This window comes from Pseudanabaena sp. BC1403 (assembly GCF_002914585.1).
Lineage (GTDB): Bacteria > Cyanobacteriota > Cyanobacteriia > Pseudanabaenales > Pseudanabaenaceae > Pseudanabaena.
The window spans coordinates 197,928-212,017 of record NZ_PDDM01000004.1; the positions used below are offsets into that span (position 1 = coordinate 197,928).

Consider the following 14,090-nt stretch of genomic DNA (forward strand, 5'->3'; position numbering starts at 1 on the left):
TAAATATTATGATCGCAACACCTGTTAAAACTCCAACTTTAGATGCATTTCTGCAATTGCCAGAGACTGAACCTGCTAGCGAATATATCAACAATAGGATTACTCAAAAAATTATGCCAAAAGGTAAACATAGTTTTTTACAATACGAAATCTGCAATGTTGTCAATCAAATAACAAAAGCTAAAAAAATTGCCTATGCTTTCCCAGAGCTAAGATGTACCTTTGATGGTCGTTCAATTGTTCCAGATATTGCAGTGTTTGAATGGCAAAATATTCCATTTCTCGCGGACGGAGAAATTCCAGATAACTTTAATATTGCGCCCGACTGGATTATTGAGATTCTCTCGCCAGATCAAAATGCAAATAAAGTTATTGGCAAGATTTTGCATAGTCTTCAGCATGGCTGCAAATTAGGTTGGTTTCTCGATCCTAGCGATCGCAGTATTTTGACATTTCAGCCCAATCAACAACCTATATTAATGGTCAATAGCGATCGCTTACCCAGTTTAGAGATAATTCCTTTAGCGCTAACAGTTGAAGCTCTATTTAGCTGGCTAAAAATGGAAAGTTAGATTTTAGATGCTAGAACAAATTACCCCATTAATTCTCACTTATAACGAAGTTCCAAATATTGGACGTACATTAGAGCGGTTAACTTGGGCAAAAAGAATTGTTGTAATTGATAGTTTTAGTGATGATGAAACTCTAGAGATTTTGGCTGGCTATCCACAAGTAGAAGTATGGCAACGTAAGTTTGATACGCATACAGAGCAATGGAACTATGGCTTAAAACATGTCAATTCTGAATGGGTACTTGCGCTTGATGCTGATTATGTATTGTCGGAAGAATTAATCGAAGAAATTCAGTCAACGATTGAGAATAAAAAAGTTGAATTGCTGGATGGATATTTTGTTCGATTTCGATATTGTGTATTTGGGAAGCCATTGAGAGCGACCTTGTTGCCACCCCGTCAAGTACTATTCCGCAAAGATAAATCTATATATATTGATGATGGGCATACACAATTGCTGCAAGTGAACGGTAAGTCTGGAGGTCTTCAGGCTTATATTGATCACGATGATCGCAAGTCATTAAGTCGTTGGCTTTGGGCGCAAGATCGTTACTTATTAATTGAAGCTCAGAAATTATTGGCTACACCAAACAGTGAATTAAGTTTTGGCGATCGCCTTCGCAAGCAAAAAGTGATTGCGCCAATTGTGATTTTGCTTTACTGCCTGATTCTTAAAGGTGGAATTTTGGATGGATGGGCTGGTTGGTATTATGCGTGGCAAAGAACATTAGCTGAAATTTTATTGGCAATTCGGTTGATTGAGTTAGAACGCAATAAATAAAAGGCGGCGTGAAGCGCCGCCTTTTATTTATTTACCGATTGTTATACTTTTGAGCAGTAGTGGTGGTGGGCATTACGCCATCAGTATCAGTATTGGGTGAGGCGACCTCAGACGGATCGAGCAGTTTAATCGTCACTTGATTATTTTTGATCCAACCCTGCTTTCTTAATAGCATTTCTTGAGATTTCCCCGAGTTTAAAGTTTGGGGCAATTTTTCGCGCAACCCGTTCACCCGTTGCTCGACTGAGTTTACCTCTGTTGTAATCTCATCGAGACGATCTTTTTGTGAGGATTGGTAGGGAAGTAATTTGGTGACCGCTGCGATCGCGGCAATGGACAAAGCAACATTAACTGCAATTACGATGATTGCTTCAGTTGCTTTCGCTCGGCAATACTGCTCTCGTTTACGTTGGACATTCTGAGCAACTGCTTCACTGTAGTTGTCAGAACCATTTAAAGCAGATGTAAGACCTTCAGCAGAGGTAGAATGGCTGCTTCGTGAATGCATACTCACGACATCACTTCTCCCGTACTGACTCTGCGATCGCGGGGTCTGTTTTTGTACTTGTGGAGAAAAACGTGGAGATAAGTCTCGTTTGGCAACCATTCGCAACCTCTAGGCTGTAAAAATAGATATGATGACTAGGAATTGGAAAGAGCAGAACCTAATAGGGCTGCCATTACTGCTGGAAAAAGTGAGACTATCAAAGCGGTAAAAACTTGACCATCTGAAAGATTCATACAATATCTCCTTATATAGTGCTTATTTCGATCTTAACAATACACTGTCAGATCAAAAATTGACTAGTAATTAGCAAAAAAAGTAGCAATTCTAATCATAAAAATCGTTTTTGAAATTCCGCCTACTGCGGGATTTCAAAAACGATTTTGGTGTTTTCATTGGCAAAGGCTCTGGAAACACCAAAATCGTTTTCATAATGAGAATTGCTGTCTCTATAAACATCAAACATAAATTAAGTAAATTTTGCTTAATTTATGTTTGATGTTGCAAGATAAATTCTTGGATGCGATCGCAAGTTTCAGGACGGATTTCATGGGACATCTCATATTCTTCATATTCCACGGTTACACCTAAACGCTCAAAGACCTCCCTAGTATTACGCGCTACACCGATTGGAACAACAGTATCCTCTGTCCCATGAGCGATCAAAATTGGCGGGAATGAGTGGTCTGAAAGTTCTTGCAATTCTTCTTCCGTGATATGCAAGTAGCCGCTCAGGGCTATTAATCCTGCTAATGGGAATGCCAAACCTACGTCCAAGGTCATTGCCCCACCCTGTGAAAACCCTAACAAAAAAGTTTTCTCTAAAGGGATGCCCGTCATTGCTGGTAAATCTTCAAGAAACTGGCTGAGTAGTTCACAGCTTTTGGCTAAACCCTCAATATCCAGACTTTGCAGGTCATACCACATCTTGCCATTGGGCATTGGATGGTTAAATGGAGCTTCAGGACAAATCCATTGATAATTGGCGAGTCCAACCATAGGCGCAAGCGAGATCAAATCATCACAGTTTGCGCCCCAACCATGTAGGGCAACGATTACGCCTTTGGCATCAGGATTGGGTAATTTTGAAGGAAGCGATCGGTAATTTAAGGTCATGAGCAAAATTATATATTTGTATAGCGATCGCAGTAGTCCTGCCCTCAAGTACGGACTAAAAGCTCACACCCTTTGTAAAGGGTTGCTTAGAAGTTTTTTAGCCTGCTTCAGCAGACTTGCCTCAAAACCGATTGTAGAGTTTGCCGCGCCTACTGCGTGGCAAACTCTACAATCGGTTTCATAATTAGAATTGCAGCTTTACAATAAACCATAATTCTTGGCGGAATCTAGTGAAATATCTGGCAAGTTATGCAGCATATCATTCCATGTAGTTTGAGATTGCAGTGCATCTATGACTATCTGCATTGGTTCGGCAAAAATTACTTGAAAATCTGCTTCTTCGGGTAACTGAGTTTTATACGCCAATTGCTCATGAGGTGGTTTGAACTGAGCGTTAACGCCCGCTTTGTTGCCTCTGGCATCAACCCGATACCAACCAATTTCGGGCAAGTAGATGGCATTGAAACCATGCAAACTGTATGGTGCACCTCGATCATCAATGCTTAATCGCTGATAACAAAATCCTGCTGGAATCTGGTTTGCACGTAGTAGGGCGGCGAGCAAATGACTCTTCGCGAAGCAGTAACCAGTTTTATGTTGTAGAACATCTGACGCTCGACAGGTCACAGGATTCATGTGAAAGTCAAAACTGTGGCAGATATTGTCTCTTACCCATTCAAAGCAAGCTTTGGCGATCGCGTCTGGAGTCTTGTGTCCCGATGCGATTTGTTGGGAGCATTTAATAATTTCGGGATGCTGCCAATCGATAACTTCAGTAACTTGTAAATACTCTTCCATATCAAAAAGCTTTAACTCTTATAGCCATCAATGTTTAGGATAAAACCAAAACTCAAGAGAGAGTTGCGGCGCTTAGCGCCGCAACTCTCTCTTGATTTTTATCTAAGTGACAAATGGTAAGGCTTAGCAACATCGCTTACAATGAAAACGCATAGGATATGCACCTTTAAAAATCAAATCATACAAACTTTTCAAAAATTGCTGGAGAATTGCCTGAATGCAACTCGTCGCGCTTCAGAACTTACTGGACAACTCATCATTTGCCGTCCTCTTTGCGACCATGCTCGTTTTCTGGGTACATGTCGCATTCCCTAACTTGCCATATTTGCGATCGCTTGGTAACGCAGGCATGGCGATCGCAAATCTCTGTATTGCTACATTACTGGGAGCGCGCTGGATTGATGCAGGCTATTTCCCATTAAGCAATCTTTACGAGTCGTTATTTTTCTTAGCATGGGGTATTACCACCATGCATATCGTGGTTAATCGCATCGGCAATAAAAGCGCCAATGACACCGCCAAGCGTCTAGTTGGGGCTTTCACTTCACCCCTCGCAATGGGAATCACCGCTTTTGCTGCCCTAGCCCTGCCATCGGGGATGCAAGTTTCTGAGCCACTTGTCCCTGCACTGAAGTCTAACTGGTTGATGATGCATGTTAGCGTTATGCTGCTTAGTTATGCAGCTTTAATGACAGGTAGCATTTTAGCGATCGCCTTTTTGATTGTTACCCGTGGTCAAGATGTGGTCTTACAGGGTAGTTCCTTCGGCACAAATCTCCGCAGTGTTGCTGATGGAAATAGCACTAATAATTCTAGCTCTGAGACATTTGCGGCTTTTGCGGTTGAGAGTATGGGCGGTATTTTGAATTCGGGAAATTTACAATCAGCGAATAGTATGACGCTGACCGCAGATGCGATCGCTACCCAAGCTAAGCCTCTATCTTTACGTCGTCTTACTATTGGCGAGACCTTAGATAATCTCAGTTATCGCGCGATCGGCTTAGGTTTTCCGCTGCTGACGATTGGGATCATTGCAGGCGGAGTATGGGCAAACGAAGCATGGGGTTCTTACTGGAGTTGGGATCCTAAGGAAACATGGTCTTTGATTACATGGTTAGTATTTGCGGCTTATTTGCATACGCGCATTACTAAGGGCTGGCAAGGACGCAAACCTGCGATTTTGGCTAGCGTTGGGCTATTAGTAGTCTGGACTTGCTATCTCGGCGTAAATCTTCTCGGTAAAGGTCTGCACAGTTACGGTTGGTTTCTTTAATAAAAAATATACCCACTCGTAGGGGCAGGTTTTGGAATAAATCTATGGGTAAACCATTGAATTGTGGCTAAACCTGCCCCTACAAGGATTTTTCACTGGCAATCCCCTTGCAGAGAAAATATACCCATGCGTAGGGGCAGGTTTTTGAATGAATCTATGGTTTAACTATAGGACTGTGACTAAACCTGCCCTTACAAAGATTTTTTACTTTTTTGAGATTTTAGCGGTTGCTTAGCTCTTGCTCAAGTTTTGGGAGACTCTCCAACTCAAACACAGTAATTTGTCCAGAATTAGCGCTACCCTTGCCATTTTGTAATAACTCCACCCAGTAGCCGTACTTCTTGCCTTGACGTAATTCTCCTTGCAATGCACTGAGAATTGGCGAAGCATTCTTAGCTTGCGATCGCTGCACCATTGCTGCTGTCGGATAGGCGTAAACCCGTTTAGCCATCGCATAGTCACGCATAATATCTGGCCCATAAATAGAGCGGAGCGACTCTTCTAGACGAGAGCGTGTCACCCCATTAATAATGTCAAAAAATCTAATCTGCTCACTCCTAATGAGATTTGCATCGCTTTTCTGTATGGCGGCAATCCCTGGTAACACTACACTGGCTTGGAATTGAAATCGTCTTGATGGCGTGTCACTTTTTCGCACGAGCAGACGCTCGCCATTCTCTGGTCGCAATGCTGGGTTAGTTCTAATCCAATCAATGACTTGATCGGGTGTTTGACCTGGCAAGGCGATCGCGGATGGCATGACTGATTGCCAAGTTGTTGGTATGGCAATACTGACGATCTGCGTCAAAAGCGTTGTGGCGATCGCAATTTTGATGTTTGCGCTTTTAAAGCAATTCATGGGAGTCCTCTACACCAATTAAATCCTATTGGACAAATTTAGCTGGCAAATAATGGGTGACAGGATATCACGGACGGGCATAATTGCAATGACTTTTTCAGTCTTTTTATGGCATTTTGGGAAGTTAGTATAGTGAATCGCCTGTCATATCAGACAAAATCAAAACCCAGTCACAGAGTTACAGCGCTTTGCGCTGCAACTCTGTGACTGGGTTTAATGCCTGAAAAAACTTGATTTTGGGTTTTTGTTAAAAAAATTTCAAAAAAATATGCGTAGAGTATTGACAAACGTCTTGTAAATCTACATAATGAGGAGCGCTTAAATAAAGAAACGCAAAAAACGAGCTGCAAACCAGCTAGTCAAAAGCAATCTTTAAAGTTGATTTAAGCAAAAATTTGGGTTCGTAGTTCAATTGGTTAGAGCACCGCCCTGTCACGGCGGAAGTTGCGGGTTCGAGCCCCGTCGAACCCGTTCTAATAACAAAAAAAAGAAAGTCGTTGTTTGTCAATGGCTTTCTTTTTTTGCTATTAGTTAGAATAGATTTTGCTAATAAGTGCCTTAAAAACGTCTATTCTCATTGCGAAAATTAGTTATAAGTAGCTAGGCATAATTAATTACACACCCAAACCCATAGAGTTACCCCGCTGCGGGGCGCAACTTTACGGGTTTGGATAATTTATTTTGCACAAGTAATTAGCTTACGAAAATAAACCAAGAAATCAATTTCTTGACTCAAGTCTCAAGTCTGCTGGGAGATAAACCTGCTTGAAAAAAGAATACTTCTAAGCAAATCGGTTCAGATGGTTTGAGCTTTTAGAACGCACTTGAGTACAGTAGTTTTGATTGGCGACTATATTACCCTTTCATCAAAACCAATTTTGAGATTTTCAGCGCCTGCGGCGCTGAAAATCTCAAAATTGGTTTCATAATTACAATTTCTAGTGTGACAGATATAGCGATCGCTATATCTGTCACACTAAAAGAGCGAGCGCTATCCAATGATTTAAACTTTGTTGACTAAATTAGATATCTTTTGAATAAGTAAAATACGATGATTGTTGCGAGTCTCCTAATCCGCGAAAAATTACTGTCAGCTATCGCAGTTCACCCACTGATAGTTACTGCGGATGCACTAGTCATGACTGCGATCACTGCTATGGGGGAAACAGGAGCTAGTTGTGGACTGGTGGTGAGCAATGCAGATCCTAAAGAGAATAGCTTAATCGGCATTCTTACTGAGAGTGATATTGTTCGTTTAGTTGCTCAGAGCATTCCCTTAGACCAACCGATCCATTCGGTAATGCAGTACCGTGTGGTTACTATTCAAGAATCAGCGCTGAGAGATATTCAATCAGTTTTAAATATATTCCAACAGCATCGAGTTCATCATTTGCCTGTACTAGATGGAGATCGCCTTGTCGGACTATTAACTCAAGATGTATTAACTGAGCTATTGTCAGAGATCGTTTTAAACGTTGATACTAGTACAAATATTGTCGATCAAACCGCATCTCTGCGTTACCGAGCTTTGATGGATGGGGCTAGTGATGCGATTTTGGTGGCAAATTCTCAAGGTAACTTGATCGAGGTCAATCAAAGAGCAGAAGCTCTCTTAGGCTATAGCCGAGAAGAACTGACTAGTCTACATATGTCTCAAATCCATCCACCCGAATCGCTGGAGGCGGCGCGAAACCATTTCCGAAATGTCGCTCAAAAGAATATTGGACCAAATCTTGACAGCATAGTCCTGCGAAAAGATGGAGATTTGATTCCAGTCGAAATTACTGGTAGTCGTATTGAATTAAATGGTGAGTATTTTGCTCTGGGGATTTTTAGAGATATTAGCGATCTCAAACAAACAGAACTACTGCTACAAAATCTATCCACTCGATTAGAACTGGCGCTTCAATCTGCCCAAATTGGAACTTGGGAATGGGACGTTGTCACCAATGGACTGATTTGGGATGAGCGCATGTATGAACTCTATGGCGTGAATCCTGATGATTTCTCTGGAGCTTATGAAGCATGGATAAATGCTATGCATCCTGAAGATCTCCCAAACGCCTTAGAGGTTTCTCGGCAAGCCTTAGCAGGCGAAAAAGAATATAACACTGAGTTTCGAGTTGTCCTAAAAGATGGAGGCATTCGCGCCATCAAAGCCCATGCGATCATTCAGTGGAATGAGCAAGGGGAACCTATGCGGATGATAGGAATTAATTACGATATTAGTGATCGCAAACAAGCCGAGTTGGATTTGCAACAGGAGGTACTAAGGCGAGCCACTATATTCAATGCATCCTCAGATGGCATTCACATTTTAGACATAGAAGGCAATCTACTTGAATTCAATGATAAGTTTGCTCAAATGCTCGGTTATACATCTGCTGAAATTGCTGATTTTAATGTAGCTGACTGGGATGCTCAATGGACTCCTGAAGAGCTTCATGAAGTTATTAGGCAAAATATACTTAATGATAATATTTTTGAAACGCTACACCGCCGCAAGGACGGGTTGATATTTCCTGTTGAGATCTCTCGACGATTAATGGAGTGGCAAGGAGAATTTGCCCTTGTTTGTATTTCGCGTGATATCAGCGATCGCAAACAAGCAGAAATAGCCCTTCAAGAAAGCCAACATTTTATTCAACAAATTGCTGAAGCATCCCCCAATATTCTTTATCTTTATGACATTCAAGAGCAGCGCAATGTCTATACCAATCGAGAAATATTTACAATCTTGGGCTATTCGTCCGAAGAAATTCAAGCAATGGGAGAAAATTTTGTCCTAGATTTGATGCATCCTGACGATCAGAAATCTGCTCTTCTTAAATACTATGAAAAGGTTAAGGTGGCTCAGGATCGTGAAATTGTTGAAACAGAATATAGAATGCGACATGCGAATGGCGAATGGCGATGGCTTTATAGCCGCGATGTCGTATTTAGTCGCGATGTTAATGGACAGGTTAAGCAAACTATTGGTACGGCTCAGGATATTACGGAACGCAAACGATTGCAACAATCTCAAAACCGTTTGACTGCTATTTTAGAGGCTTCGACCGATTATATTAGTATGTCAGATGTCAAGGGTGTTATATTTTGGCAAAATGCCGAGTTGAAACGTTTGTGTGGCATCAATCTTAACGAAAATGCAATGCAATTTGGACTTGTCGATTGCCATCCCCAATGGGCGATTGATTTGTTAGAGCAGGAGGCAATTCCATTTGCGATCTCCAATGGAAGCTGGCTTGGCGAAACTGCATTATTAGATGCAGAAGGTAAAGAAATTCTTGTATCTCAATTAGTCCTTGTCCATAGATCATCGCAGGGAGAGATCGAGTTTTTCTCAAACATCATGCGTGATATGCGAGTTTACAAAGAATATGAACGGCAGCTAGAAAGAACAAACACCGATCTGATTCGTGCCACCAGCCTCAAGGATGAATTTCTAGCCAATATGAGCCATGAACTTCGCACTCCTCTCAATGCCATTTTAGGTATGACCGAAGGATTACAGGAGGGTGTTTTTGGAGCTGTGAATGAAAGGCAACTCAAAGCATTAAAGACCGTTGAGAGCAGCGGCTCTCATTTGTTAGAGTTAATTAACGATATTCTGGATGTTTCCAAAATTGAATCGGGTCAGATCTCACTAGACTATGCCTCTACTGATGCTATTGCGCTGTGTCAAGCTAGTCTCATCTTTATCAAGCAACAAGCGCTAAAAAAACACATCCAGATCGAGGCAAAACTGCCACAAAATCTCCCCAATTTATGGGTTGATGAAAGGCGTATCCGTCAAGTCTTGATTAATCTACTCAATAATGCCGTCAAATTCACTTTAGAAGGAGGACTCATTACCCTAGAAGTTACCCAACTTCCCCCTGAACTAAGCACGACTGAATGTACATCACAAAGCTTTCTGAGAATTGCGGTGACTGATACTGGCATAGGTATTGCCCCTGAAAATATCCATAAACTATTTCAGCCATTTATCCAAATCGATAGTGCTTTAAATCGCAAGTATACTGGTACTGGCTTGGGATTATCTCTCGTGAAGCGAATCGTCGAATTACATGGCGGTAGAGTTGGACTAACGAGTGAGATAGGTGTTGGTAGTTGCTTTACGATCGAGCTACCATATACTCCTCTCTCGGCTGATCAATCCCGATCGCAAAATCTCATTACTAATTCTGAAGTAAACTTCCCAGTTGCCGACGCAACAGATGATATAAAATCGCCTCTAATATTATTAGCAGAAGATAATGAAGCGAATATCACGACGCTTTCTAGTTACTTAATTGCTAAGGGGTATCATGTTGTCATAGCAAAAAATGGACTAGAGGCGATCGCCTTGGCTAAAGATCATCTTCCTCAGTTGATTTTGATGGATGTGCAAATGCCAGAAATGGATGGTCTGGAGGCTATCAAGCAAATTCGCCTTGATCCAGACATGGTAAAGATTCCGATTATTGCGTTGACAGCTCTAGCTATGGCAGGCGATCGCGAGAAATGTTTAGAAGTAGGCGCTAATGATTATTTGACGAAACCAGTTAAACTTAAGCAGTTGGTTGAAATTATTCAGCAGCTTTTAGTATAAGCTTTTATCCACAATGTTTTTAAGCAACAAAATAGTTTATGGATATGCGATCGCTCTATGTATTACCTCATTAGGTACTGCATCTGGTCTGCTGCTGGGAAATTATTATCATCAAGAAGCATTACAAAAAAGCCAAACTATATCGCAAGAGCATCAATCACTAAATGCTCTTCAATTAGATGTTTTATATAATCGCCCTGCCAAACAATTATCTTCCTATGTAAAAGAAGATCCACAGGATTTTCGGCGTGAGAGCGCCAAATTTTTGGAATCCATTCAAACGACCTTAACCATTTTGGAAAATCATACTGCTTCAGGGAAGTTATCCAAGATCGAAGGTATTGAACCATTGATAAATGAACATAAGGTCTTTTTAAGAGAATTTAAACAAGAATCTCAAGACCTGATCGCGCGATTAGATCGATTAATTGCATCACCAAAAGCTCTCACAGAAGCAGAATCTCAGCTAGTTAAGTTTTTTAAGAGTAAAAAATTTCTGCGGTTTATTGAGTTTCCTAATCGCCTATCTTCCTTTGCCCAAACTATCTACAAATATGAAAAAGAAGCTGGCGATGAACTTAGTCAAGCTAAAGAACTTCGTCTTCAAATAAGTATCACTAGTTTTCTCATATCCGTCGCGATCGCGGCTTGGTTTATTAGGTTTATTAGCCGCGCGATCGCCATTGAGCAAGCTAACGACAAGCAAAAATTGCAAGATCAATTAATTGAACGTCAGCAAACAGAAGCTAAATTACTCAAGAGTGAATCTCATCAACGCGCCATCCTTAGTGCACTTCCCGATATGATCATTCGCATAAATCGGGAAGGCTTTTACTCAGAATTTATTGCTAGTCCTAGCTTTCCTATGTTGGGGATTGCGGCTGATCTCGTGGGAACCAATTTGTCTGAGACACTCCCTCCTGATGTAGTCCAACAACGGATGGAATATATCCAACTGACGTTGCAAACTAATTCTATCCAGATTTATGAACAAACTCTTTTTGTTAATGGAAGGGAGCAAGTCGAGGAGGTGCGAATTGTTCCTTATAGTGAAGATGAAGTCTTGCTGCTAGTGCGAGATATTAGCGAACAGTATTTTGCCCAGCGCGATCGCCAACAGGCTGAAATAGCACTAGCCGCCAGTGAAGCCAAAAGCCGCGCAATCCTATCGATGATTCCTGAATTAATGTTTCGGGTGGGGAGAGACTTGGTTTATCGGGAATTTATCTCCCAGCCCAAGGATTTTGAGATGGCGTTACAAAATGTCAATATCACTGGTAGATCGATGCTGGAAATGTTACCCGCAGATATTGCGGAAAGACATATTAGCTATCTGCAAAGAGCCTTGCAAACTGGCGAATTGCAATTCTATGAGCAAAAAATTCAAGATGGCGATCGCTTCTATTACGAAGAGGTTAGAGTGATTAAGATTAATGAAGACGAAGTCCTGTTTATGATTCGGGACATTAGCGATCGCAAACAGGCTGAATTAGCATTAGCTAAAAGCGAAGCCCATAGCAAAGCAATGCTCTCAGCAATTCCCGATCTGATGCTTCGAGTTGGAGCTGATGGAGTTTATCGAGAATTCGTCACGCAAAATCGTGGTTTTGCGATCGATACTCCCAAGATTGATCGCGCTGGTCAGTCGATGCTGGATGTGTTACCTGAAGCTATTGTCGAACGTCAGTTTTACTATTTACAGAAAGCTATAGAAACGGGAGGACTGCAAGTCTATGAGCAACAAGTTCAAGTAGCGGATCGCTTAATATATGAAGAAGTTAGAGTTGTGAAGAGTGGCGAAGATGAAGTTCTGTTTATGATCCGCGACATTAGCGATCGCAAACAAACAGAATTAGCTCTGGGAAAAGAACTTCGCCGCAGTGAAATGCTCTTTAACACTTCCTTAGATGGTCTATTGGTTTTAGATATTGAAGGTAAGATCATAGAAGCTAATCAGAGTTTTGCGGACATGTTAGGCTATAGCCTCGAAGAAGTTATGGCATTGCGTATCTACGACATTGATACCAGATGGACACCAGAAGAACTTAATAAGGGAGTTCATGAGTTTGGGCAAGATAAAAGGGTAAAGTTTGAGACCTTACATCGTCGTAAGGATGGTTCGCTATGCACTGTAGAAATTGCTGCTAGTAGCGTTAGTTGGGCAGATGAGATCGTCCAGTTTGCTATTTGTCGGGATATCAGTGCGCGTAAGCAAGCCGAGCTAGAACTACTCCAACTCAATCAGTCCTTAGAGAGTAAAGTCAGAGAACGTACAGCAGAACTCCAACAAACTAATGAAGAATTGATCTGTGCTACAAGACTCAAGGATGAATTTCTTGCTAATATGAGCCACGAACTTCGCACGCCTCTTAATGCGATTCTGGGTATGACTGAGGGGCTACAAGAGCAGGTTTATGGCGATCTGAACGAGCGACAGCTAAAAGCATTGGAAACTGTTGAACGCAGTGGCTCTCACCTGCTGGAGTTGATCAATGATATCCTCGATTTGGCGAAAATTGAAGCGGGACAAATCGAATTAGATTGCACCCCCACATCAATTAGTCATCTATGTCAATCTAGCCTGTCATTTATCAGACAACATGCTTTGCAAAAAGGCATTCAGCTTGAAGTAAAAACTCCGCTAAATCTTCCTAGTCTGGTTGTTGATGAACGACGTATTCGCCAAGTTTTGATTAATCTGCTGAACAATGCAGTCAAGTTCACACCAAAGGGAGGACGGGTTAATCTAGAAGTTGCGCAGTTGCCTCCTGATGTAGATACTAGCGATCGCTCTTCACTCCAATACTTACGCATTTCTGTGATTGATACTGGTATCGGTATCTCACCAGAAAATATCAAGAAATTATTTCAGCCCTTTATCCAAATTGATAGTGCTTTAAATCGCCAATATGAAGGAACGGGGCTAGGGCTTGCCCTCGTGAAGCGCATTATCGAACTTCATAATGGCAGAGTGGGACTAACTAGTGAGTTAGGTGTAGGAAGCTGTTTTACAGTCGATTTACCCCATGATTTTGCTTCTGATATAGTCGTCCGTAAACAACCAGAGACCACTTTATTATTGGATGCTCCAATCACAAACGAGAACGATGATCAATTCCCACTCATTTTGTTAGTAGAAGACAACGAAGCTAATATCATTACCATTGTGAGTTATCTAGAAGCTAAGCAATATCGCGTTTTGTTAGCAAAGAATGGTCAAGATGCGATCGCGATTGCCAAAGCTCATCAACCTGACATAATTTTGATGGATATTCAAATGCCTGTGATGGATGGCATAGAGGCGATTAGACAAATTCGCCTTGATCCTAACTTGATTAATATTCCAATTATTGCGATGACAGCATTAGCCATGTCAGGCGATCGCGATCGTTGTCTTGAGGCAGGAGCTAATGACTACTTGAGTAAGCCTCTAAAGCTAAAGCAATTAGTAACGATGATTCAAATACATGTGGATCGGCTGAAGCGCGAATAAAGTGAAGACACTAATAGTAATAGTAACAATAAAAAAAATTCTTTGTTTTTTTCAGTTGAATGATGATGAAGAGGTTAATATAAGAGGTAACTTCTGACT

Annotated in this window: 10 protein-coding genes and 1 tRNA gene; 6 read left to right on the forward strand and 5 right to left on the reverse strand. The window is 41.4% G+C overall.

Annotated elements, in window-relative coordinates:
* Positions 1-8 precede the first annotated feature (8 nt).
* Together CQ839_RS05885 and CQ839_RS05890 are read left to right on the forward strand one after the other, a co-directional pair.
* Positions 9-572: a Uma2 family endonuclease gene (locus tag CQ839_RS05885; RefSeq protein ID WP_103667337.1), complete on the forward strand. Its 564-nt coding sequence runs from the start codon at positions 9-11 to the stop codon at positions 570-572.
* Positions 573-579: 7 nt separating this feature from the next.
* The gene (locus tag CQ839_RS05890) at positions 580-1,353 is read left to right on the forward strand and encodes a glycosyltransferase family 2 protein (protein ID WP_103667338.1); all 774 of its coding nucleotides are present in this window, start codon (positions 580-582) and stop codon (positions 1,351-1,353) included.
* 31 nt (positions 1,354-1,384) lie between these two features.
* Here CQ839_RS05890 and CQ839_RS05895 read toward each other — a convergent pair whose 3' ends face one another.
* From CQ839_RS05895 to CQ839_RS05910, 4 genes are all read right to left on the reverse strand, one after another.
* Positions 1,385-1,960 carry a hypothetical protein gene (locus tag CQ839_RS05895; RefSeq protein WP_146048703.1) on the reverse strand — a complete coding sequence of 192 codons (576 nt, stop codon included), beginning with the start codon at positions 1,958-1,960 and terminating at the stop codon, positions 1,385-1,387.
* Positions 1,961-1,995: 35 nt separating this feature from the next.
* Positions 1,996-2,094 carry a photosystem I reaction center subunit XII gene (gene psaM, locus CQ839_RS05900; RefSeq protein WP_103667340.1) on the reverse strand — a complete coding sequence of 33 codons (99 nt, stop codon included), beginning with the start codon at positions 2,092-2,094 and terminating at the stop codon, positions 1,996-1,998.
* Between the two features lie 253 nt (positions 2,095-2,347).
* Complete coding sequence (locus tag CQ839_RS05905; protein ID WP_103667341.1) at positions 2,348-2,974, reverse strand: alpha/beta hydrolase; 627 nt, start codon at positions 2,972-2,974, stop codon at positions 2,348-2,350.
* 198 nt (positions 2,975-3,172) lie between these two features.
* Positions 3,173-3,772 (reverse strand): transglutaminase family protein, encoded by a 600-nt coding sequence (locus tag CQ839_RS05910; RefSeq protein WP_103667342.1) that lies wholly within the window; start codon positions 3,770-3,772, stop codon positions 3,173-3,175.
* Between the two features lie 217 nt (positions 3,773-3,989).
* Between CQ839_RS05910 and ccsB the strand changes: the two genes are divergently transcribed.
* Complete coding sequence (gene ccsB / locus CQ839_RS05915; RefSeq protein WP_103667343.1) at positions 3,990-5,045, forward strand: c-type cytochrome biogenesis protein CcsB; 1,056 nt, start codon at positions 3,990-3,992, stop codon at positions 5,043-5,045.
* 220 nt (positions 5,046-5,265) lie between these two features.
* On the opposite strand, the gene CQ839_RS05920 is transcribed toward ccsB, so the two are convergent.
* Complete coding sequence (locus CQ839_RS05920) at positions 5,266-5,904, reverse strand: hypothetical protein (RefSeq protein ID WP_103667344.1); 639 nt, start codon at positions 5,902-5,904, stop codon at positions 5,266-5,268.
* Positions 5,905-6,301: 397 nt separating this feature from the next.
* Here CQ839_RS05920 and CQ839_RS05925 point away from each other — a divergent pair.
* The 3 genes from CQ839_RS05925 (at position 6,302) to CQ839_RS05935 (ending at position 13,991) form a co-directional block, all read left to right on the forward strand.
* Positions 6,302-6,375 (forward strand) — tRNA-Asp (locus tag CQ839_RS05925).
* A gap of 580 nt (positions 6,376-6,955) precedes the next feature.
* Positions 6,956-10,498 carry a PAS domain S-box protein gene (locus CQ839_RS05930; RefSeq protein ID WP_103667345.1) on the forward strand — a complete coding sequence of 1,181 codons (3,543 nt, stop codon included), beginning with the start codon at positions 6,956-6,958 and terminating at the stop codon, positions 10,496-10,498.
* 13 nt (positions 10,499-10,511) lie between these two features.
* On the forward strand, positions 10,512-13,991 hold the full coding sequence (locus tag CQ839_RS05935) for a PAS domain S-box protein (RefSeq protein WP_103667346.1): 3,480 nt from the start codon (positions 10,512-10,514) through the stop codon (positions 13,989-13,991).
* Positions 13,992-14,090 lie beyond the last annotated feature (99 nt).

Excerpts from the sequence above, each read along its gene's own strand:
- CQ839_RS05935 (WP_103667346.1), top strand. The coding sequence starts at position 10,512 with ATGTTTTTAAGCAACAAAATAGTTTATGGATATGCGATCGCTCTATGT.
- ccsB (WP_103667343.1), top strand. The coding sequence starts at position 3,990 with ATGCAACTCGTCGCGCTTCAGAACTTACTGGACAACTCATCATTTGCC.
- CQ839_RS05890 (WP_103667338.1), top strand. The coding sequence starts at position 580 with ATGCTAGAACAAATTACCCCATTAATTCTCACTTATAACGAAGTTCCA.
- CQ839_RS05920 (WP_103667344.1), bottom strand. The coding sequence starts at position 5,904 with ATGAATTGCTTTAAAAGCGCAAACATCAAAATTGCGATCGCCACAACG.
- CQ839_RS05885 (WP_103667337.1), top strand. The coding sequence starts at position 9 with ATGATCGCAACACCTGTTAAAACTCCAACTTTAGATGCATTTCTGCAA.
- psaM (WP_103667340.1), bottom strand. The coding sequence starts at position 2,094 with ATGAATCTTTCAGATGGTCAAGTTTTTACCGCTTTGATAGTCTCACTT.
- CQ839_RS05905 (WP_103667341.1), bottom strand. The coding sequence starts at position 2,974 with ATGACCTTAAATTACCGATCGCTTCCTTCAAAATTACCCAATCCTGAT.
- CQ839_RS05930 (WP_103667345.1), top strand. The coding sequence starts at position 6,956 with ATGATTGTTGCGAGTCTCCTAATCCGCGAAAAATTACTGTCAGCTATC.
- CQ839_RS05910 (WP_103667342.1), bottom strand. The coding sequence starts at position 3,772 with ATGGAAGAGTATTTACAAGTTACTGAAGTTATCGATTGGCAGCATCCC.
- CQ839_RS05895 (WP_146048703.1), bottom strand. The coding sequence starts at position 1,960 with ATGGTTGCCAAACGAGACTTATCTCCACGTTTTTCTCCACAAGTACAA.